Genomic DNA, 22,178 nt, shown 5'->3' with positions numbered 1-22,178 from the left:
GTCTTAATTATTTAATATTTCCTGAAAATTCGGGTGATTGCTGAATTACTATTTGGTTGAAAAAAAAATAAAATTTTAAGCAAGACCTTTACATTAAAATTAAAATTAAAATAATGTTATTAAAAAAATTACAGCTAAAAACAATTGATTACAGATTTGGGCTAACAATGTGTTTTTTACTTTTTTTCAACTCTGTCATTTCTGCACAGGAAATAATTAAAGATGTTGTGGCTGAAAAACCAGCTGAAGCAGTACATCCGGGACAAAGACAAAAAGTGGATGGAATTATTGCTACTGTTGGAGACTATATTGTTTTGGATTCAGATATTGATAAAGGTTTTTTGGAAATTACGGCTCAGGGTGGTTCTGTAAAAGATATTACAAGATGTCAGATGCTTGGTAAACTTCTGGAAGACAAACTATATGCACATCAGGCTATTCAGGATAGTATTATCGTGAGTGATGCCGAAGTAAGAACAATGATGGAAGATCGTCTGAATTATATGCTTCAGCAAGTAGGTGATATTAATAAAGTAGTGGCTTATTACAAGAAAAATTCCGTTGAAGAATTCAAAACTTATTTTTCAGATATCTTAAAAGAACAAAAATTAGCCTCAGAAATGAGAGATAAAATTGTAAAAGATGTTGAGATTACGCCGGAAGAAGTTCGTAATTTTTTCAAGAAAATACCAAAGGATGAATTGCCGACTTTTGGAGCTGAGATGGAAGTAGCGCAAATTGTTATTGAGCCTAAAGTTTCAAAAGAAGACAAACAGAAAGTAATTGACCGCCTGAATGCGATAAGAAAAGACGTTTTAGAAGGTTCAAGTTTTGCTACTAAAGCCGTTTTGTATTCACTGGATCCGGGATCTGCACCAAACGGGGGATTTTATAAAATGACCAGAAAAACTCCTTTTGTAAAGGAATTTAAAGATGTGGCTTTCAGTTTGCAGGAGGGAGAAATCTCTGAGCCGTTTGAAACTACTTTTGGATATCATATTATTATGGTAGATAAAATTAAAGGGCAGGAAGTAGAATTGAGACATATTTTAATTTCACCAACAGTTTCAGAAGACGCTTTGAAAGAAGCAAAAGAGAGAATTATCAATATCAGAAATAAAATTGTAAGCAAAGAAATTTCCTTTGCTGATGCTGCCAGAACTGAATCAGATGAAAAAGAGACCAGAGCAAACGGAGGAACTTTAGTGAATCCTAATACACAGGACACTCGTTTCGAATTGACTAAAATGGATCCTACCTTATACAGCCAGGTTTCTAACCTGAAAGATGACGAAGTGTCTCAGCCTCTTTTAAATACAGATGATAAAGGCAAAAAAACATACAAATTGATTACGGTTACAAACAGAATTGATGAGCACGTAGCCGACTATGCTAAAGATTATACGAAAATTAAAGAATTAGCATTAAAAGAAAAACAAATCAATGCCATTGCAAAGTGGTTTGATACAAAAATAAAAGATACTTATATCAAAATTATTGGTGAATACAGAGATTGTACTTTTGCTAATAACTGGTTAAAAAAATAATTTTTATTAAATAAAGAAAAGAGTTAGTTTTATGGATTCATAGAACTAACTCTTTTTAATTTTAAAACATACTTAAATGTCTGATGTAACAGCAATTCACAATTTAGTTCAGAAAAGAAATGAATTAAAAACAGAAATAGCGAAAATTATTGTAGGCCAGGATGAAGTTATTGATCAGATTCTGATTTGTATTTTTTCCGGTGGACATGCACTTTTAATTGGTGTGCCGGGACTAGCAAAAACATTATTAATTAATACCTTGTCACAGGCTTTAGGGTTAGATTTTAAAAGAATTCAGTTTACGCCGGATTTAATGCCTTCCGATATTTTGGGAAGTGAAATTCTCGATGAAAACAGAAAATTTAAATTTATAAAAGGACCGATTTTCTCTAATATCATTCTGGCTGATGAGATCAACAGAACACCTCCTAAAACGCAGGCTGCTTTACTGGAAGCTATGCAGGAACGTTCAGTAACCATTGCTGGTGAAAATCATAAATTAGATTTGCCTTATTTTGTACTGGCAACTCAAAACCCGATTGAGCAGGAAGGAACATACCCGTTACCTGAAGCGCAGCTGGATCGTTTTATGTTCGCCATAAAATTAGAATATCCGAGTTTTGAAGAAGAAGTACAGGTTGTAAAACGTACGACATCTGATGTTAAAACGAATATTAATCCGTTGTTCTCCGGACAGGAAATTATAGATTTCCAACATTTGATCCGCAGAATTCCTGTAGCAGATAATGTTATTGAGTATGCGGTAACCTTAGTTAGCAAAACAAGGCCGGATAATGCTTTGACTACTGATTTTGTCAAAAATTATCTGGATTGGGGAGCCGGCCCAAGAGCTTCTCAAAACCTGATTTTGGCTGCAAAAGCACATGCGGCTTTTAATGGTAAGTTTTCTCCGGATATTGAAGATGTAAAAGCAGTTGCAACCGGAATTCTGCGTCACAGAATTATTAAAAATTATAAAGCAGATGCTGAGGGAATAACGGAAGAGATTATTATTCAGAAATTATTATAAAAAAGTAAGTAAAATTTTAAAGAAAGCCTGACAATTTAATGTCAGGCTTTCTTGTTTTATTCGATATCGATGTTGTAAAATTATCTTTAATAAAAGCTTCATAATTCTATTTCAAAGAGTATCAAAAAAGCGGTTTTCAACGTCAACTATAACGATGTAAATTCTAATTTAGAAAGATTCTTAGCGAAAAAGCAGTTAAAATCAGACTTGTTTTATAACATCAAATTCCGACTTTGTTAAAGAAAAGATTTTAAAATGTTAAAAATTTATTATTTTAATATAAAATTGATATTTCGGCAAAAACAAGCAGTGAAAATCGTTTTTTAACAATAATAATTTTTGAAAAGCCTACTTCCATTATATTTTTTTTAATTCTCGCCTTTAATAACTAAATTTGCGAACAAAAAATAAAAATACCTACAAAAGACTTTTAATATGAATATTTATCAGGATTACATTCAAGAGATTGCAGATCGTAAAGACCAGGGACTTCACCCTAAACCAATTGATGGAGCTGAATTATTAAGCGACATCATTGAACAAATTAAAGATGTAAATAATGAGTACAGAGAGGATTCTCTGAAATTCTTTATTTATAATGTTGTACCGGGGACAACTAGCGCTGCAGGTCTTAAAGCTAAATTTTTAAAAGAAATTATTCTTGGTGAATTTGCCGTAAAAGAAATCACTCCTGCTTTTGCCTTTGAATTGTTATCACACATGAAAGGCGGGCCTTCAATTGAAGTGCTGTTAGATTTAGCACTGGGTGATGATACTGCTATTGCTAAAGAAGCTGCAAATGTTCTTAAAACGCAGGTTTATCTTTATGAGGCAGATACAGACCGTTTAAAAGAAGCTTTTAAAAATGATAATGTAATCGCCAGAGAGATTCTTGAAAGTTATGCTAAGGCGGAATTTTTTACTTCATTGCCGGAAGTAGTTGAAGAAATTAAAGTAGTTACCTATATCGCTGGTGAGGGAGATATCTCGACTGACTTGTTATCTCCGGGGAATCAGGCTCACTCAAGATCTGACCGTGAGCTTCATGGTAAATGTATGATTACTCCTCAGGCACAAGACGAAATCAAAATGCTTCAGGCACAATATCCTGATGCAAGTGTGATGTTAATTGCTGAGAAAGGTACTATGGGCGTTGGTTCATCCAGAATGTCAGGTGTAAACAATGTGGCGCTTTGGACAGGTAAACAAGCAAGTCCATATGTTCCATTTATTAATATTGCTCCAATCGTTGCGGGAACAAACGGTATTTCACCAATTTTCCTGACCACTGTTGACGTTACGGGAGGTATTGGTTTAGATCTTAAAAACTGGGTTAAAAAGCTGGATGCAAATGGTGATATTCTTCGTAATGAGAATAATGAGCCTATTTTAGAAGAAGCTTATTCTGTTGCTACAGGTACGGTACTTACAATAAACACCAAAACGAAAAAGCTTTATAACGGAGACAAAGAATTAATTGATATTTCTAAGGCATTCACGCCTCAGAAAATGGAATTTATAAAAGCCGGAGGGTCTTATGCAATTGTATTTGGTAAAAAACTTCAGACATTAGCAGCGAAAATTTTAGATATTGAAGCTCCTCTTGTATTTGCTCCGTCAAAAGAAATTACTATTGAAGGACAAGGTTTAACAGCAGTAGAAAAAATCTTCAACAGAAACGCTGTAGGTATAACTCCGGGTAAAGTATTACACGCGGGTTCAGATGTGCGTGTAGAAGTTAATATTGTCGGATCGCAAGATACGACTGGTCTTATGACGGCTCAGGAATTGGAATCTATGGCTGCTACGGTAATTTCGCCGATTGTTGATGGTGCTTACCAGTCTGGTTGTCACACCGCTTCTGTATGGGATAAAAAAGCGCAGGCAAATATTCCAAAACTGATGAAATTTATGAATGATTTCGGTTTAATCACGGCTCGTGACCCGAAAGCTATTTATCATTCAATGACCGATGTAATTCACAAAGTTCTAAATGATATTACAATAGACGAATGGGCCATCATTATTGGTGGTGACTCTCATACAAGAATGTCAAAAGGTGTTGCTTTTGGTGCTGACTCAGGTACAGTCGCGCTTGCACTTGCTACGGGAGAGGCTTCGATGCCAATTCCGGAATCAGTGAAAGTGACATTTGTTGGAGAGATGAAAGGGTACATGGATTTCCGTGATATCGTTCATGCCACGCAATCCCAGATGCTTAAGAAGTTTGGCGGGGAAAATGTATTCCAGGGAAGGATTATTGAAGTTCATCTTGGAACTCTTACTGCTGACCAGGCCTTTACATTTACAGACTGGACTGCAGAAATGAAAGCAAAAGCTTCTATCTGTATTTCTGAGGATGATACTCTGATCGAATCATTAGAGATTGCAAAAGGCAGAATCCAGATCATGATCGACAAAGGAATGGATAATCATAAACAAGTTCTTCAGGGACTGATTAACAAAGCAGATAAGAGAATTGCCGAGATTAAATCAGCTGAGAAACCGGCACTTACACCAGATGCAAATGCGAAATATTATGCTGAAGTTGTGGTTGACCTTGATCAGATTGTAGAACCAATGATTGCTGATCCGGACGTTAATAATGTAGATGTTTCTAAAAGATATACACACGATACCATCAGACCTTTATCTTTTTATGGAGGAGAGAAAAAAGTAGATCTTGGATTTATAGGTTCTTGCATGGTTCACAAAGGAGATATGAAAATCCTGGCTCAAATGCTTAAAAATATAGAAGATTTACATGGTAAAGTGGAGTTTAAAGCACCTCTTGTAGTAGCACCTCCAACTTATAACATCGTAGATGAACTTAAAGCTGAAGGAGACTGGGAAGTTTTACAGCGATACTCAGGTTTCGAATTCGACGACAATGCTCCTAAAGGTGCAGCACGTACAGCATACGAAAACATGTTGTATTTAGAGCGTCCGGGATGTAACTTATGTATGGGGAATCAGGAAAAAGCAGCAAAAGGAGATACTGTAATGGCAACTTCTACACGTCTTTTTCAGGGAAGAGTTGTAGAGGATACTGAAGGTAAAAAAGGAGAGTCATTACTTTCTTCTACGCCGGTAGTAGTACTGTCTACAATTTTAGGAAGAACTCCTACGATGGATGAGTATGTCGCTGCAGTAGAAGGTATTAGTCTGACTAAATTTGCGCCTTCCAGCAAACAATTAGTGATGTAATACATACGATTAGTGATAATCACTATATATATAAAGCCCGGGTGATAAACTCGGGCTTTTTCTTTTATAGCTCCTCAATTATTTGTAACTTGTCATGTTCAAAATAAAAAAAACAAAAACAATTATACTTATGGCTTTTGATATTGAAATGATTAAAAAAGTGTATGAGAACATGCCAGCTCGTGTTGATAAAGCGCGCGAGATCGTTGGTCGTCCACTTACTTTAACGGAGAAAATTTTATACAATCACCTTTGGGATGGAAATCCAACTCAGGCGTTTGGAAGAGGAGTAGATTATGTTGACTTTGCACCGGATCGTGTAGCCTGTCAGGATGCAACTGCTCAAATGGCATTATTACAATTTATGCACGCCGGAAAAGTGAAGGTGGCAGTTCCTACAACGGTTCATTGCGATCACCTTATTCAGGCAAAAGTAGATGCCGCAACCGATTTGGCCAGAGCAAAAACACAAAGTAACGAAGTTTTCGATTTCTTATCGTCAGTTTCTAATAAATACGGAATTGGTTTCTGGAAGCCGGGAGCCGGAATTATTCACCAGGTAGTACTTGAAAATTATGCTTTTCCGGGTGGAATGATGATTGGTACCGATTCCCACACTGTAAATGCAGGTGGTTTAGGAATGGTAGCTATTGGTGTTGGTGGGGCTGATGCTGTGGATGTTATGTCCGGTATGGCCTGGGAACTTAAATTCCCTAAATTAATTGGAGTAAAACTAACTGGTAAATTATCAGGATGGACGGCTCCTAAAGATGTTATCCTTAAGGTGGCCGGTATTCTTACTGTAAAAGGTGGTACCGGAGCGATCGTTGAATATTTTGGTGAAGGCGCAACTTCTATGTCCTGTACAGGAAAAGGTACTATTTGTAATATGGGGGCTGAGATTGGAGCTACAACTTCGACTTTCGGTTACGATGATTCTATGAGTCGCTACCTGCGTTCTACAAACAGAGCTGATGTTGCCGATGCTGCAGACAAAGTGGCTTCTTACTTAACCGGAGATCCGGAAGTATATGCTAACCCGGAACAATATTTTGACCAGGTTATCGAAATCAACTTAACAGAATTAGAGCCGCATTTAAACGGACCTTTTACGCCGGATTTAGCGACTCCAATTTCTAAAATGAAAGAAGAAGCGATTAAAAATAACTGGCCATTGCAAATTCAGGTGGGTTTAATTGGTTCTTGTACCAACTCTTCTTACGAAGATATCTCCCGCGCAGCTTCTTTGGCGAGACAGGTAAGTGCTAAAAATTTAAAAACCAAATCTCAGTTTACTATTACTCCGGGATCTGAAGTTGTTCGTTATACCATTGAAAGAGATGGTTTTATTGATACTTTCGAAAAAATTGGTGCTACCGTTTTTGCGAATGCCTGCGGACCATGTATTGGTATGTGGGACAGGGAAGGAGCAGAGAAAGAAGAAAGAAATACTATCGTTCACTCTTTTAACCGTAACTTCTCAAAACGTGCAGATGGTAATCCAAATACTTTAGCTTTTGTAGGTTCTCCGGAATTGGTGACCGCAATGGCGATTGCAGGAGATTTAGGTTTCAATCCGTTAACAGATACCTTAATCAACGAAGATGGAGAAGAAGTAAGACTTGAAGCGCCAACAGGAGACGAATTGCCTCCAAGAGGATTTGATGTTAAAGATCCGGGCTTCCAGATTCCGGCTGAAGACGGTTCCGGAGTTCAGGTTGTTGTAAGTCCAACCTCTGAACGTTTGCAATTATTAGCTCCGTTTGATGCCTGGGATGGTAAAAATATTACAGGTGCTAAATTATTAATCAAAGCATTTGGAAAATGTACTACGGATCATATTTCTATGGCCGGGCCCTGGTTGCGTTTCCGTGGACATTTAGATAATATCTCCAATAATATGCTGATTGGTGCCGTAAATGCATTCAATCAAAAAACAAATTCAGTTAAAAATCAATTAACCGGAGAGTACGACGCAGTTCCTGCTGTAGCCCGTGCATACAAAGCAGCCGGAGTTCCATCAATTGTTGTGGGAGATCATAACTATGGTGAAGGTTCATCTCGTGAGCATGCTGCAATGGAGCCACGTTTCTTAGGTGTTAAAGCGGTATTGGTAAAATCATTTGCCCGTATTCACGAAACAAACCTTAAAAAACAAGGTCTCTTAGGATTGACATTTGCTAACGAGGCAGATTATGATAAAATTCAGGAAAACGATACAATCAATTTTACTGATTTAACCGAGTTCGCTCCCGGAAAACCATTGTCGTTAGAATTTGTTCATGCAGATGGTACTAAAGATATCATTCTGGCCAACCATACATACAATGCAGGTCAGATTGGCTGGTTCGTTGCAGGTTCAGCATTAAATTTAATTGCTGCTGCCGGAGCTTAATCTCTAAGTTCAATATATCAAAAAACGCTCTGTTTCTGCAGAGCGTTTTTTTTATTTTAAATCTCAACATCTGTCATTCAGTGTTGGAATTTGGAATTTTAAAATATTGGAATCTAAGTCCCCATTTTGTGTACTAAAAATGATTCAATTAGCCTGATTTACTTCAGGAGATAAAATTTTGGATTTTACAGGTTTTGTAAGTTCAAATTCATTTATATCAATGCTAACTACTTTTGAGGAAGGGATTTTAGAATAGTTTTTGTCAGCACGGCCTCCTAAAATATACAATTTAGTATTGTAATAATACATCGCTGAATATTTCATTGGCAATTCAATTTCATATTCTTTTAGTTGTTTTGTTTTCAAATCATAAACACACATCTTCAGATCCTCGAAAAAGTAAATGATATTGTCGTGATACGTAATGGCCGGCCTTTCTACTCCTGAAAGCAGTTCGCCTTCGATTTCCCATTTTTGTGTGATTAAATTATAAGTTTCGATTTTAGATACAGGTTTTCCGTCATCTCCTCCAATGAGATAGATTTTATCATTTACCAGAATTCCTGTAGTTTCTTTTGCTGTTGGCATAGTATCGAGTTCATACCAATATCCTGAAGTAATGTTGTACAAATGAACCTTATTCGTAAAATCCTTTTTGCCGCTTTCGGTTGTTTTTACGGAACCTCCCATAACGATAATATTGTCCTTGTAAGTAAAAGAACCAAAATTAACAGCCTGATGCGGATTTGTATTATCAATCTTAATGGTTTGGTTATTTAAGTCTAAAACTTCAATTTGATCTTGTAAATACTCAAATTTTCCATTTACAGATATTCTTTTTCCACCCAATACATAAATCGAATTATCGTATAAATGGATATTATGACAGGCTCTTTTTGTGAATTTTATTGGTAAAGTTTCCCAGCTGTCCGACTTTATATCGTAAGTAGAAAAATCACCCTTATAAAATAAAAACGTAGAATTTTGTCGAAGTTCATCCTGAAGATCTTTTAAGGTAGGATCAGCTTTTTCTCTGGTAACTTTTTTCCATGCATCCGATTCGCGGGACCCATCTCCTCCGATAACATAAATTTTGCCATCCTTTAAAAATGATCCAAAGGAGAAAAGAGGATATTTTAAAGGAGCTAATGTAGTAAAACTCAATTTTGATTTTAGTTTTAAATCATGATTCGCTTTAATCGTTAGCCCGGATAAGTTCTCCGTTTCTTCCGAAAGTAAAACTTTGAAGTTTGTTTTTTTCAAATCTTCTATGCTTATTTTCAGGGTGGTAAATCCAATATGAGAGAATTCTAATATTTCATTCTCTTTAAATTGTGGGAGAAGTTCTAAAGAGAATGTACCATTTTTATCGGTTACAGTTCCAATTTTGCCAGAAAGTGATAATACATTTGTGTTTTCGACAGGAAGATTATTTTTCTTAGCAACTACGATACCTTTTATATGCTGCGCAATTGATACTAAAGGACTGAGGACTAAAATCAGGAGTAGTTTTTTCACGCTGGTTTTAAATTTAGGTTGGTTTTGATCTGGTAAATTCCTCTGGTATAAAACAGATATTTTCAAAGTCCTGGCGCAATTTCTATGCCGCGCTTATTAATTTGAAATAAATTAGTTGTTAAAAAACGTGTGTCTTTTACTTAAAAAAGTTAAATTCGCCTTATGAGTAAAGAGAGTTGTGTTTTAACCTAACTGAAACACAAAACTTAGAATAAAAAAAGCCCCAATAATGATTTTTAGATTTACTGTACTATTCCTATTTTTTAGTTTGACTGTTTTTTCCCAGGATAAATACATCAGGCATAAGATCTCAAAAGGAGATAACTTAAGTGTGCTTGCTAAAAAATACGGTGTAAAAACAAAAGATATTGCAGAAGCAAATCCGGATGCTCCGAAAATTCTAAAACTAAATTCGGTTTTACTGATCCCGAATAAGAATAAAGCGGTTACTGCAAAAACTGCAGCTGTTGTTTCGAATTCGGCTCCGCCTGCAACTCCGGGATCGCATGAAGTTTTAGCCAAAGAAACACTTTGGGGAATTTCAAAAAAGTATAATGTTTCGGTAGAGGACTTAAAAAAGGCAAATCCGCTTTTGGAAACCGAGGGTTTGAAAATAGGGCAGCAGATTGCTATTCCATCAAATACAATGGCAGAGACAGAAAAACCAGCTGAAACGAACAGTGCACCTGAGGATGTTGAAGTATCAAGGGAAGTACAGCCTAAAGAAACTAAATATGCCATTGCGAAGGAATTCGGGATATCTGTGGCAGAATTAGAAAAACAAAATCCTGCCATAAAGAAAAAATTAAACGTTGGTTATGTTTTGACCATACGTACTTCTAAAGAAAAAGCAGATAGTATACAGGCTTTAAAGCCGACTTCTGAAATAAAAGATCCGGTATCAAGCCCTGAGGTAGCCGCTGAAAATATTGTTGTAAAAGATTCCTCAACCGTTATCAGGGTAGAAAACAGTTCTGATTTAATTGATCGGCTGATTGAAAGCGCAACAGGAAATATAGGAACAAGATATAGGTCAGGAGGTACTACCAAAGCTGGTTTTGACTGTTCCGGATTAATGATTTGTACCTTTAGTAATTTTGATATCAGGCTGCCGAGAAGTTCTATTGAACAATCACGAATTGGAATGAAAGTTAGTGCGAATGAAGCACAAAAAGGAGACCTTATTTTCTTTAAAACGAATGGAAGACGCCACATTAATCATGTTGGTATGGTGGTGGAAGTAGCTGATGGGGAAATTAAATTTGTTCATTCTTCAACTCACGGCGGAGTTATGATTTCTTCCACTAAAGAAGCGTATTACGGAAGGAATTTTTCGCAGGTAAATCGTGTTTTGCAATAATTTTATAAGTCACGTGTTTAGATAATGAATCGTTTTTTTTAATTCTTCAATAGGCAGTGGTTTGTTTAAAAATCCTGTAACATAATTATTTTCATTTATTTTTTTAATGTCTTCCTGATCTAAAGTGGAAGAAAGTACATAAATTCGAATTGCTTTTTTTAATTCTTCACCCAATTTGTCATAAGCATTCAAAAATTCAAAACCATTCATTACGGGCATCTGAATATCTAATAAAATAATCAGCTGATCCAGGTCCTGATGAGAAGAAAGCCACTGAAGGGCCTCCATGCCATTATTTGTAATAGTCACTTCCGTTTCTGTCACATCAAGAACCTTTTTCAGTAATTGTGTAATAACAAGCTGATCTATCAGATTATCTTCGACTAATAAAAATACTGGTTTAAGTTGCATTTGAGTTTGGTATCGTTACAATAAATTTACTTCCAACACTATTTTCGGAGGAAACATAAATATTTCCCTTAATATTTTCTACTGCTTCTTTTACGATATAAAGACCTAATCCCGATCCTTTATTTTTGTTGGTTCCAAAGTACATCTCAAAAATGTGTTCCTTGAATTCCTCTTTAATTCCGATTCCGTTATCTGCTATTTCGATTTTATTAAAACCATCTGAAAAATAGGTTTTAATAGAGATAAACATTACCTTTTTACTACTGTCGGCATATTTTATGGCGTTTGAAAGTAAATTTGAAATAATAATTTTTAACCTTAAATTATCGCTTTGAATGTAGTCGATCAATATTTCTTTTTTAATTTCGATTCGACTGGCATTTTCAATGTGTATTAACTGGGAAATTGCCTCATCAAATAATTCCCGAAGACTTACCGGTTCAATAATTATTTCTTTGCGTTTATTTTTCGAATAATCAATAATATCGCTAATAAACTGATCCTGTCTGACAAGGCTTTGGTGCATTAGCGTCAAATAATTTCTAATCTGCTCAACATTGTCTTCCAATTGTGTAATCTCAATAAGTCCCTGTAAAGAGGTTATCGGAGATCTCAAATCATGTGATGCACTATACACAAAGCGATCCAGCTCATGATTTGCGAGTAGCAGATTTTCATTTTTCATTTCGATTTCCTTCTTAGAGATAAGCAGTCTTCTTACCATGATCGAATAATACCAGCTTACACTGCAGATGATGATGAGAATAAAAAAGATATTCGTGATTGTTAAGAGCGTTTTTATTTTCCTTGTTCCTTCTCCAAGTGTGTTTGAGAAGTTACGTTCGTTTATGGTGAGTTTATCGCTTATATCGCTTATTTTTCTTAAATAATTTTGCTGATCAGAAGTTGTTAAAATATTACGTTTGATTTTTGCATTGATATGTGCTCCTGTTATGAATAATTCATTAATTAATTTGTCGCCTTGTTCCCATTCATGGATGGCTTTTGCTAAAAATGGAATCTCTTTAAAATTAACAAATAACCAGACGAGATCGTTAATGTCTTCTTTATGGTTCCGGCCTGTTAAAAATCCCTTTCGGGCAACCTCATTATCTCCTGCTTTGAGAAGTGTCTGCCGGGCTATGCCGTCGCCCTGCGGAACTTTTAATTCTTCATTATATAATTTCCATTGTTCCGGTTCCTGGGTATAGAGATAGGTAATGAGATGTCTTGACGCATCTTTTTGACCTTTTGAATAATGCGATTCCCCATTTACATACGCTCGGTTGGCAGATAATATTTTTATCGTAAAAAAGTTGATACAAATTAGCAATGCGCAGGAAATAAATACAACTAGCAGAAGGATGAAAACATTTGAGCGTATGTTCCTAAAAAACGGACTCCTCGACATAATTTTAGATTTGTAGGTTAGTAATGTTTTCTCGACCTGTTAAGACTGTCTGCTTTGAACGTGTTTTTCTGTAAAAATTAGCTTTTGGGGATGCTGTTTTTGCAAGCTAAAAAATCAACAATTGTTAATGAAAAGTTTCTTTTTTATAAGACTGGTGAACACTTATATCAAATTTAATAAAAAAAAGATATGCTTTTACAAATGGTATATTTTTTCTTGTTAAATTATTTTGTGTATTAAACAATTGATAATGAATATTTTGTATTGATTTTTGTTGTGAAATTTGAAAAGGTTTAAAAGATAGACAAGATCAAATAAAAATAAATTTGAAGAATAATAAAAATCATTTTTACCTATTTGTTTAATCAATAGGGGATGTTGGTTTGAGATTATTTTTCACACTTTCTCTATATCAGTTCATGCCAAAAATGACCACAACCATTTCTACATTCTGTATTCCTTCTTTCAGTATCTGTTATTTTAAAAATCCAAAGTAATGAGAGTATTGTTTTTTTATTTTCGTATTCGGGAAGTTGAACTAACTTATTAAATGCGATTCATGTGGGGAATGTTTTTAGAAGTACAATTGGAGTGTAGGTTGGTTTTAAGGGAATTGTATTGATACCTTTTTGATAAGTTTCGGTGTTATAATCTGCTTTTTCAGGAATAGAATTGAAAATATAATTTTTTAACGTAGAAAAAAGCGCTTTAAAATTGTAATCGGGATCTTCTAACAGCATTTGTACACCAAGATTGAAATTTATTTTATCCTGTGCAATTTTGTTGATTATTTGTTCTTGTTGGCTTATTATCATTTAGACTATGAATTATTTAACTTTTAAATTTTATTCGGGACATTTAATTGCATCATGCGCTTAAAATTTCGCATACATAACCAATCTTTTAAAAGCGTAAATCGATGGGATTGACGGAAAACAATGGTCAATTCTTTTTTTGAATTCAATTGACAACTCTTTAAATTCATTTTCTTTTAAACGCTCCTGGTATACAGTGAGTGCAGAACCGGAAATAAAATCAAAAAAAGAATCTTTTTGAGTAGCGATCAACGGATATACCTTTTGATATAAAACCAAATCTTTTCCTCCATAATCAAAAAGGATTTTGGCATATTCATCCAGAGTCAGGACCGGAGAAGGGCGTATCCAATTATTCAAATAAGAAGCATAAGGCTCCTCTTGTACTAAATCAATTAGTATTTGATTAAGAACATTTTCAGTTTGCTGCGGCATTTGTACTGCTAATTGACCGTTGGCATTAATACGCGATATTATTGTCCTGAAAAGTTCTTTATGATTATCTACCCATTGCAATGCTGCATTCGAAAATATCAAATCCCATTTGGTTTCCTGTTCTAATTGTTCTGTAATTGATAATTGCCTGAATTCGATATTATCCTGATGTGGAGTTTTTGCCAGCATTTCGGCAGAAGAATCAATTCCCAGTACAAAAGGGTTTGTAAGCTGATGAGACAATTTTTGGGTTAATTCCCCTGTCCCGCAACCTAAGTCTATAACTTTTAGATTTGGTTTGTCAACGATATGACTTGTAAGATCTCCAAACGGTTTATATCGGTCTTCTTTAAATTCGTTATATTTTTTCGGATCCCAGGTCATGATATTTTGTCTTTGAATTTGCCAAACGAAAATACGAATTAAAGATAGATTTATACTAAAGAAAACTACGGAGATAAGATCATAATAAGTACAATCTTATTTCCGTAGTTCAGTAAATAAATTTCTATTAATGTTCTTTTAATTAGATAATAATAGAACGTTTTCCAATAACCTTATCATGAGAGGAAACATCCCATGAAATTCCCGAAGCAGGTACTGCTCTTTCGCGTCCCCAGACCCTTATTGCTTCAATTTTTTCCGGAGCAGTTTTACTTAAAGGAACTATGTTTCTAAAACACTTTTCAAAAAGAAGATCATCTACAACATCATCTCCATGTATGACAGCCTGAATTGCTACGTCCCTGACAGCGCCTTCTATATCAGAACCTGCAAAACCTTCCGAGATTTCAACAAGTTGATCTAAAGTATGCGCTGAAGGTTGAAATAATAAATTACGCTTTACATACAAGTTAATAATGTCTTTTCTTTCTGTTTCGCCTGGGAGATCAACAAAAAATAATTCATCAAAACGCCCTCTTCGCAAAAGTTCAGGCGGTAATTTACTAACATCATTTGCTGTTGAAACAACAAAGACTTTGGCCATGCTTTCTTGTAGCCAAAACAAAAACTGCCCAACCATTCTTGTAGAAGTACCGCCATCGCTAGATCCGGATGCCCCTGACAAACCTTTTTCTATTTCATCAATCCATAAAATACAGGGAGCGGCATTATCTGCGGATGCCAATGCTTCTTTTAATCTGTTTTCGGATTGTCCCAGATATTGTCCCTGAATGGCAGCAAGGTCAAGACGATACAAAGGCAGGTTCCAATTTGCCGCAATGAACTTTGCTGATAAAGATTTACCGCATCCCGGAACTCCAACTAATAAAACTCCCCTCGGAGGTCTCATTTTCCTTGCTTTTAGATCCGCTGTCAAAAGCTGCTTTTGATTATCAAGCCAATGCTGAAGTCCGCTTAATCCGGCAACTGAAAGAGAAGAGGGATCAAGTTTTACCTTTTCTAATCCAGATATGTCACTGAATAGTTTATCCTTTGCGTTACTTAATTCTTTAATGTCTTCCTTTGTTAGAGAACCTTTTGCCATTTGTGTTGCTAAAACATTTTCGGCCTCTATTTTAGTCATATTAGCTAAAATTGTAGCTGCCATTTTGTAATCTGATTCTTCCCATTCAAGAGGAATCGAACCTTTATAAGGAGTTACGCATTCCTTGACAACCTCAAGCATTTCTTCTTCGTTTGGAGCATCTAATGTAATAGTCATTCCCAAACGCTGTAATTGCGGCCAAATGCTTTTAGTTGTAATTAAACAAATGCTTCCGCCTCTTTCAATAGCCTGAACGACACAATCATAAAGATGTCTCGAAACGATATTATCATCTTCAATATCACTTACTTCTGTAAAAACAAAGGTTAAGTTTTGTCGTTGTGAAATATTTTGAACGGCATAATCTAAGCCGCCGGCAACTGAGCGGTCATCATTTATGCTTTTTTTAGACTTAATGTCAATTGTTCCGTGTGATAAGCTATGAAAGTAAATAGGAATGTTTATTTCTTCTGCCAGTTGCTGCACAACTTCTAAAACTCTTGCTCGTTCGATGCTTCGAATTGATATAAAAGGAATTCTTGCTCTGAACATTCGTAAAAGAGACGTCTTAAATTCTGTTTTATTTGCCATTTTTAGAATATTATTTTTCTTCCTGTTGGAGGAATTATTTCGTTTGTACTTTGTTTGTTATTTTTTGAATCCCCTTTAATTTCTTCAGAATTAAGATTCAGTTCAAAAGAGTTTAATAAGAGTATCATTTTTTCTCTTCCTCTTAATTTTGAAGCATTACTCTTTAATGATGTTTTGATTTCAGAGACAAAACCTTCCAGGTCTTTCCTTAATAATTTTTTCAAATCATCCGGAAAACTTTTTAAAACTGCAAATCTGCTTAATGGAGAAAGATTTTGTTTTCCATTTCTTAAGGCGATTTCAAAATCATCTTCTGTCTTAAGGTTTTGTAATTCAAAAGAACGTTGGAATTTTTCCAACCAGTTTTGTTTGCGTTTCTTATATGCTTCTTCCACTTTTTTGTAGAATCGGGCAGCAGTTCCGGCATCAACAGTAAAATTGCCATTGCTTAATTCCTCTAAAACGGAATCATCACCATCGCTGAACCGATCAAGGAGTATTGCCCAATCAGAATAAGTTGTCGGAACTTTCATTATTGGGGTTTAATCCGGGGATTTATAAATTGAGTTGGCGGAATAATATCCCATTCAGGAAATTTTGAATTCCCTAATTCTGCTTCCGTTCTGCCTTGAAACAGATTAGGCTTTATGTTCGTTTCTTTTTTTATATCGTGATTAGTGTTTTCAGGCTGTTCTGAATGATCACTTAAAATTATTTTTTTCATGTCTGTAAAAATTAAATATTTAGATAATGTTTCTTGCTGTTTCTTTTGATACACTAGAGAAATCTTCAGGTGTAATTGAAGATAATAACTGTCTCATATCTTCTGCTTTAGCATCTTCAATTCCATGCTCTTTTCTATAATCAACAGTTTCAGCCAGGCAGCCTCGAAGCACTTCTCTTGCTTTTGTTTTACGCTCTTTCACGTTTTCGATGATTGCAGTTTTAGCCTTTTTATGATTGTTGACTGAATTCCAGATAATAACGCCGCCAATACCAAATCCTAAAAGACCAACGACGAAATGAATAGTAAATGCCCAAAGTCCAAGTAAGCAAATTAGTATGCCAATGATCAATAGACCGTACGGAAAAGAAAGCTTTTTGAGTTCAGTTTCTAAAAGAGTATTATAAAATATCTCCTGTTGATTTAAGAGTTCCTTTTCTTCACTTCCATCTTTAGTAGAGACTTTAAAATCATCAATTGAAAGTTCTGCATACTGAGGGATTTTATTTCTGGTTTGCGCTGTAAATGTATCGTATGCTTCAAGTATCCAGGGTTGGCTTATTGAAACAGCGAGTGCCTGAGTTACTTTAGTTGCTCCGGATAATTCAGGATTAAAGGAGGCATTGGTAAGTAGTTGTAAAAAATCAACTTGTTCGTCAAAAATGTGTTTTTCCGCATCTATTACGGCTTGCGCTGCGGCTTTGTCACCATCCATTTGTATAATAAGCTGGTTAAATCTTACCTGCTCCTGCAAAGGCAATTCCTCATCATCAAAGTTTGTTACTAAGAGGGATAAAATCTCATCTAATTGAACTTTAATGCCTTTTGAAAAATCTGTAGATGATGTTATAATATTTTTAAAGTGGGCGTTTAAAAGTGCATGTGTTTTGGCTTCTGTTAGTGAATTCTCCAGTTCACTCCAGTTTGGTGAAAATTTTTCAAGCAAAGGATATTTATGCTCAGGCAAAGGACCTGAAGCTTCAAAGAATTTCACCCACTGTGATTTTTGTTCATTTATAAATGTATCTCCCTGTGTAAGCTGGTCCAACCAGTTTTTAACATTCACCATCATTAATTGTCTGGCTGCCGGAGGAAAAATACCACTTGTAACAGCTTCAAGTATAATTATAAATTCCCTGTCAAGATTATGAGGATTTTGATGCATAAAATAGCGCTCCAGCCACTTTAGACTGGCATCATTTCTGGCCAGCCTGCGCATCACCAGCATAAAGAACAGAGTTGCTTTGTAATCATCTCTTTTTAAAGCCTCATTTAATGCTTTTTCGGATGTCGGTTTGTCATTTCTAATCCAGGCTGCTAAGCATACTAAAGCAGGAGCGAGCCAGTATCCGGGTGCTTTAATCATTACTTCTTCGGTAGTAAATTTTAAAGTATCGTCACTTACGACACCTGTGTCTACCCCTTGAAGAATACCTGTTGCCATTCTTCTGACTTCAGCATAATAACCAAATTTGATTTGTAGGTCCTGTTTTAAATTTCCTTGTCGTGTTTCGGCAAGCTGTAGGGCCTTGTGTTTCAAATCTGCCTGAACAAAATCTGAAAAAGAATCTGCAAGTTTTACGAGTTCGCTTTCTAAGTGATCCTGTTTGAAGTTTAATGTTCCTAATTCAGAATATACTCCTGACATATCGGATTTTATTGACCTTAAAGCACTATTTATTATAGAAAGGTCTGCATAAGAAATTACTTGTTGAGACATAATTATTTTAATTTATTGGTTTTATAATTTTGTGGCGGTTCCGTCTTCGCGAATCAGAATGATTTTATCTTTGTAGATCTCAACCATTGCATAGGCGTTGTGCCTGGCAACTCCTCTTGCTTTTTCAAACTCTGTTTCCATTGATTCCGTCGTTTTATAGTGTTTAATAATCTGACTTCCACTTAAATCAAGCGTATGTACTTCGTAAGGGTGTCCAAGAAAACACTTAGAAACAATTCCTAAGGGTAAACTTGCAAGTTCTGCTGTACCAAATTCTTCTTGAATGGCTTTCATAAGCTCTTCCATTCCTTTAGTATCTGTTAGTGTTTTTGAATCAAGTCCGGCGATGAGATCAAGATATTTTTTTGAGCGTTTTTTCAAAATATCCCTGTCACTAATAAACCCGGTAGTTAAATCTTGCTTTCTATTAGTGTCAAGATTTATGTTTTCATTGTTTAAAATAATTCTTGTCATATTTTCTTAGTTTAAAATCCGTGTTTTCATTTTCAAATGTAAAGAGCTGAATTAATTAGATTTTACGGAAAACCATAAATGGCAATTTTATTGGGGCTTGTGTTTAGCACAATATCACTATCGCGATTTGAATTTAAAATTTCACGATTTAAAATTTCCAAAAAAAGTATATCTTTAACCAACCAAAAAAAACAAAATAATGCAGGAAGACAACCAGGAACATTTTAAAAGAGAACTCGGATTATTAGACGGAACCATGCTTGTGGTAGGATCGATGATCGGTTCCGGAATTTTTATCGTAAGTGCTGATATTGCCAGACAGGTAGGTTCTGCCGGATGGCTGACATTAATCTGGCTTCTCTCGGGCTTAATTACAATTATCGCTGCTGTGAGTTACGGTGAATTAAGTGCCATGTTTCCAAAAGCCGGCGGACAATATGTGTACCTGAAAGAAGCTTACAACAAATTAATAGCCTTCCTGTACGGATGGAGTTTTTTTGCTGTTATCCAGACCGGAACGATTGCTGCCGTTGGGGTGGCGTTCTCGAAGTTTGCAGCCTATCTGTATGAGCCTTTGAGCGATGAAAATATACTATTTGAATTAGGTGCTTTTAAACTTAATGCGGCTCAGATTGTTTCGATTTTTACGATTGTCTTATTAACGTATATTAATAGTCGTGGTGTTAAAAACGGAAAGATTTTACAGACCGTTCTTACCATTATCAAAATTTTATCCTTGCTGGGCTTAATCATTTTTGGATTAACGCTTGCTGCAAAAGCTTCGGTTTGGGATGCCAACTGGACAGATGCCTGGGCCACACGTTCGTACAATACAGAAACCGGTTCATGGCTTCCTATTAGCGGAACGGCTTTGATTACCGGAATTTCAGCTGCAATGGTAGGTTCTTTATTCTCCAGTGACGCCTGGAATGGGGTTACTTTTATTGCCGGGGAAATTAAAAATCCAAAGCGTAACGTCGGTTTCAGTTTGTTTCTTGGAACTTTTATCGTGACCGTTATTTACGTACTGACAAATTTGATGTATCTGGCTGTAATTCCGCTTAATGAAATTGCAACTGCAAAATCGGATCGTGTAGCTGTTGTCGCTTCAGATTATATCTTTGGAGATATCGGAACACTGATTATCGCCATTATGATTATGATTTCGACTTTTGCCTGCAACAACGGATTAATTATGGCTGGTGCAAGGGTTTATTATACCATGGCAAAAGATGGTTTGTTCTTTAAAAAGGCAGCTGTTTTAAACGAATCCAGTGTTCCTGCATGGGCGCTTTGGGCACAATGTATATGGGCTTCGGCTTTATGCCTGACAGGAAAATACGGTGATTTATTAGACTTCGTTATTATCATCGTTTTGATTTTTTACATCCTTACGATCTACGGAATCTTTATTTTGCGTAAAAAAATGCCCGATGCAGAAAGACCTTACAGAGCTTTCGGTTATCCGTTTTTACCCCTGTTATACATTATAATCGCCAGTGCAATTTGTATCTCGTTATTATTCACAAAATTCTCCACTTGTGGCTGGGGCGTACTGATTATGCTCGCCGGAATTCCGGTTTATTATTTGACGAAACCTAAAGAATAAGGGGCAAAGGCACAAAGAAGCAAAGGTTCAAAGTCTTTTGTTTTTTGTACTGTAAAATATTTAAGATTCAGAAAGAATAGATTTGCTCAATCTGCAAAATCTGCAGGAGAAAAAAAAGGAAGTTACTAATAAAGTAACTTCCTTTTTTTATAAATTGTTTTTAGCTATTTTAAGCTTCCTGCTGCAAAGCCGGATGTATCATCTCATTAATAATCGACAAAGTAAGCAGGTCAAATTTACCGGAAAAAAACGCATCCAATACTTCCTGAAATACGGGGTCGGTATTGTTTGTCAGGCTAAAAAGAGTCATAGAGGATTGTAGTTTCCTGGCATCCAAATCTCCAAGTATAGCCTCAGCCGATTTCATTTTAAAGTCCAGCAATACCCTGGAAACTTCAATAAGATGTTTTCCAAGAACCGGATGTGCCAGAAATTCTTCGCTCTGCTGAAGATTATCGATCGAATATAATCTGGACATTTCACTTCTTCCTAATCCTTTTATCTGAGGAAAAATAAACCACATCCAGTGGGTTTCTTTTTTTCCTCTTTTAAGTTCAGTAAGTGCGGTAAGATAGAGTTTGTTTTGTGCCTCTAAAAAACGTGTTAAATCATTGTTTAATTTTGCCATTTGGGGTGGAATATTATTGGAAAAAAGTTTGAAAAATACTAAAAAAGATAAGTGCTGCCTAATAAAATGTGCAAGAAGGCTGTATTTTGTTTTAGAAAGCTGATTTTGAGATTCTTTTCTGACGGAAAAGCCATTTATTATTGGAATTAAAAAGCCTTTTTTTTAACTACTGGGCTATCCTGTTCGTTCTTCTAAAGGTCAGATTGATTCTCGGCAGTACTTTTTTGGCTGTCTTAGGCACCTGATGCTGCCAGAAACTGTTTGTAGTTCCGGACATCAATAAAAAAGAACCGTGATGCAGCGGAATTTCAACCTGGGCAATGTCTTTTCGAAACTTATGACGCAGGCGGAACATCCTGGTTTCCCCAAAAGTAACAGATGCTATAACGGGATTTTTACCCGAATTGTGCTCCTTATCGCTGTGCCAGGCCACGCTATCGCTTCCGTTTCGGTATAAATTAAGCAGCAGGCTGTTAAAATCCAGCTGCGTTTCTTTTTCTACGCGGCTTCTGATGGTCAGGAGCTCATAAGTCCAGTCAGGACCATTTTGATCTGCTCCGGGATTATCTTTGTCTTCGTACCAGGCAATCATTCTGGGAGCCGTAACAGTTTTGTCAAAAATTTCCATTTCATATCCTCTCCATTTGGTTTGATGAAGCAGTTTTTCATAGTAATGATCAGATTCTTCTTTGGTGAAGAAATTGTCAATCAGGATCAGTTCGGTGTCAGGCAGTTCAAATACGGTTTTTCCGCTACGACCTGAAGTAAATAATTCGGTATCATTAAAGAGTGTCATAATTTATTTTTTTAAGTA

The 22,178-nt window shown here is 35.7% G+C and carries 17 protein-coding genes and 1 pseudogene; 6 read left to right on the top strand and 12 right to left on the bottom strand.

The genetic code is table 11. From position 1 onward, the window contains the following. Nucleotides 1–113 precede the first annotated feature (113 nt). The 4 genes from LPB89_RS20415 (at nucleotide 114) to LPB89_RS20400 (ending at nucleotide 8,179) form a co-directional block, all read left to right on the top strand. Entirely contained in the window at nucleotides 114–1,547 is a 1,434-nt protein-coding gene (locus tag LPB89_RS20415; protein WP_230703488.1) for a peptidylprolyl isomerase, read from the top strand. Between the two features lie 76 nt (nucleotides 1,548–1,623). Next, nucleotides 1,624–2,577, top strand: coding sequence for a MoxR family ATPase (locus tag LPB89_RS20410; RefSeq protein ID WP_230703487.1), 954 nt, complete (start codon nucleotides 1,624–1,626; stop codon nucleotides 2,575–2,577). A 435-nt stretch (nucleotides 2,578–3,012) separates the two neighbouring features. Then, nucleotides 3,013–5,784: a bifunctional aconitate hydratase 2/2-methylisocitrate dehydratase gene (locus LPB89_RS20405; RefSeq protein ID WP_230703486.1), complete on the top strand. Its 2,772-nt coding sequence runs from the start codon at nucleotides 3,013–3,015 to the stop codon at nucleotides 5,782–5,784. A 130-nt stretch (nucleotides 5,785–5,914) separates the two neighbouring features. Beyond that, nucleotides 5,915–8,179 carry an aconitate hydratase gene (locus LPB89_RS20400; protein ID WP_230703485.1) on the top strand — a complete coding sequence of 755 codons (2,265 nt, stop codon included), beginning with the start codon at nucleotides 5,915–5,917 and terminating at the stop codon, nucleotides 8,177–8,179. Between the two features lie 144 nt (nucleotides 8,180–8,323). On the opposite strand, the gene LPB89_RS20395 is transcribed toward LPB89_RS20400, so the two are convergent. After that, a complete protein-coding gene (locus LPB89_RS20395) occupies nucleotides 8,324–9,697 on the bottom strand; it encodes a carboxypeptidase-like regulatory domain-containing protein (RefSeq protein WP_230703484.1) in 1,374 nt (457 codons plus the stop codon). Nucleotides 9,698–9,926: 229 nt separating this feature from the next. Between LPB89_RS20395 and LPB89_RS20390 the strand changes: the two genes are divergently transcribed. After that, a complete protein-coding gene (locus LPB89_RS20390; RefSeq protein ID WP_230703483.1) occupies nucleotides 9,927–11,057 on the top strand; it encodes a peptidoglycan endopeptidase in 1,131 nt (376 codons plus the stop codon). A gap of 9 nt (nucleotides 11,058–11,066) precedes the next feature. Here LPB89_RS20390 and LPB89_RS20385 read toward each other — a convergent pair whose 3' ends face one another. The 9 genes and pseudogenes from LPB89_RS20385 to LPB89_RS20345 all read right to left on the bottom strand — a co-directional run bounded on the left by LPB89_RS20385 (nucleotide 11,067) and on the right by LPB89_RS20345 (nucleotide 19,127). Further along, a complete protein-coding gene (locus LPB89_RS20385; RefSeq protein ID WP_230703482.1) occupies nucleotides 11,067–11,468 on the bottom strand; it encodes a response regulator in 402 nt (133 codons plus the stop codon). Continuing rightward, nucleotides 11,458–12,801, bottom strand: coding sequence for a HAMP domain-containing sensor histidine kinase (locus tag LPB89_RS20380; protein WP_230703481.1), 1,344 nt, complete (start codon nucleotides 12,799–12,801; stop codon nucleotides 11,458–11,460). The genes LPB89_RS20385 and LPB89_RS20380 overlap by 11 nt, the downstream gene beginning before the upstream one ends. A gap of 485 nt (nucleotides 12,802–13,286) precedes the next feature. Next, nucleotides 13,287–13,694 (bottom strand): annotated as a pseudogene (locus LPB89_RS20375) (DUF5958 family protein). 60 nt (nucleotides 13,695–13,754) lie between these two features. Next, complete coding sequence (locus LPB89_RS20370) at nucleotides 13,755–14,513, bottom strand: methyltransferase domain-containing protein (protein WP_230703480.1); 759 nt, start codon at nucleotides 14,511–14,513, stop codon at nucleotides 13,755–13,757. Nucleotides 14,514–14,655: 142 nt separating this feature from the next. Further along, entirely contained in the window at nucleotides 14,656–16,209 is a 1,554-nt protein-coding gene (locus LPB89_RS20365; protein WP_230703479.1) for an ATP-binding protein, read from the bottom strand. A 2-nt stretch (nucleotides 16,210–16,211) separates the two neighbouring features. Further along, complete coding sequence (locus tag LPB89_RS20360; RefSeq protein WP_230703478.1) at nucleotides 16,212–16,742, bottom strand: hypothetical protein; 531 nt, start codon at nucleotides 16,740–16,742, stop codon at nucleotides 16,212–16,214. Beyond that, a complete protein-coding gene (locus LPB89_RS20355; RefSeq protein ID WP_230703477.1) occupies nucleotides 16,742–16,933 on the bottom strand; it encodes a hypothetical protein in 192 nt (63 codons plus the stop codon). The genes LPB89_RS20360 and LPB89_RS20355 overlap by 1 nt, the downstream gene beginning before the upstream one ends. 19 nt (nucleotides 16,934–16,952) lie before the next feature. Continuing rightward, on the bottom strand, nucleotides 16,953–18,653 hold the full coding sequence (locus LPB89_RS20350) for a hypothetical protein (protein WP_230703476.1): 1,701 nt from the start codon (nucleotides 18,651–18,653) through the stop codon (nucleotides 16,953–16,955). Nucleotides 18,654–18,674: 21 nt separating this feature from the next. Beyond that, nucleotides 18,675–19,127 (bottom strand): hypothetical protein, encoded by a 453-nt coding sequence (locus LPB89_RS20345; RefSeq protein WP_230703475.1) that lies wholly within the window; start codon nucleotides 19,125–19,127, stop codon nucleotides 18,675–18,677. Between the two features lie 199 nt (nucleotides 19,128–19,326). On the opposite strand from LPB89_RS20345, the gene LPB89_RS20340 reads away from it, so the two are divergent. Then, a complete protein-coding gene (locus LPB89_RS20340; RefSeq protein ID WP_230703474.1) occupies nucleotides 19,327–20,736 on the top strand; it encodes an APC family permease in 1,410 nt (469 codons plus the stop codon). A gap of 169 nt (nucleotides 20,737–20,905) precedes the next feature. Here the strand turns inward: LPB89_RS20340 and LPB89_RS20335 are convergent, their stop codons facing one another. After that, nucleotides 20,906–21,364: a DUF1810 domain-containing protein gene (locus LPB89_RS20335; protein WP_127340272.1), complete on the bottom strand. Its 459-nt coding sequence runs from the start codon at nucleotides 21,362–21,364 to the stop codon at nucleotides 20,906–20,908. A 166-nt stretch (nucleotides 21,365–21,530) separates the two neighbouring features. Beyond that, nucleotides 21,531–22,160: an alpha-ketoglutarate-dependent dioxygenase AlkB gene (locus LPB89_RS20330; protein ID WP_230703473.1), complete on the bottom strand. Its 630-nt coding sequence runs from the start codon at nucleotides 22,158–22,160 to the stop codon at nucleotides 21,531–21,533. Nucleotides 22,161–22,178: the final 18 nt, after the last annotated feature.

Origin of the sequence: Flavobacterium sp. ENC, assembly GCF_020991415.1 — a bacterium.
GTDB lineage: Bacteria > Bacteroidota > Bacteroidia > Flavobacteriales > Flavobacteriaceae > Flavobacterium.
Note: the sequence above shows the minus strand (reverse complement) of the source record. Positions and strands in the feature narration are given on the sequence as shown.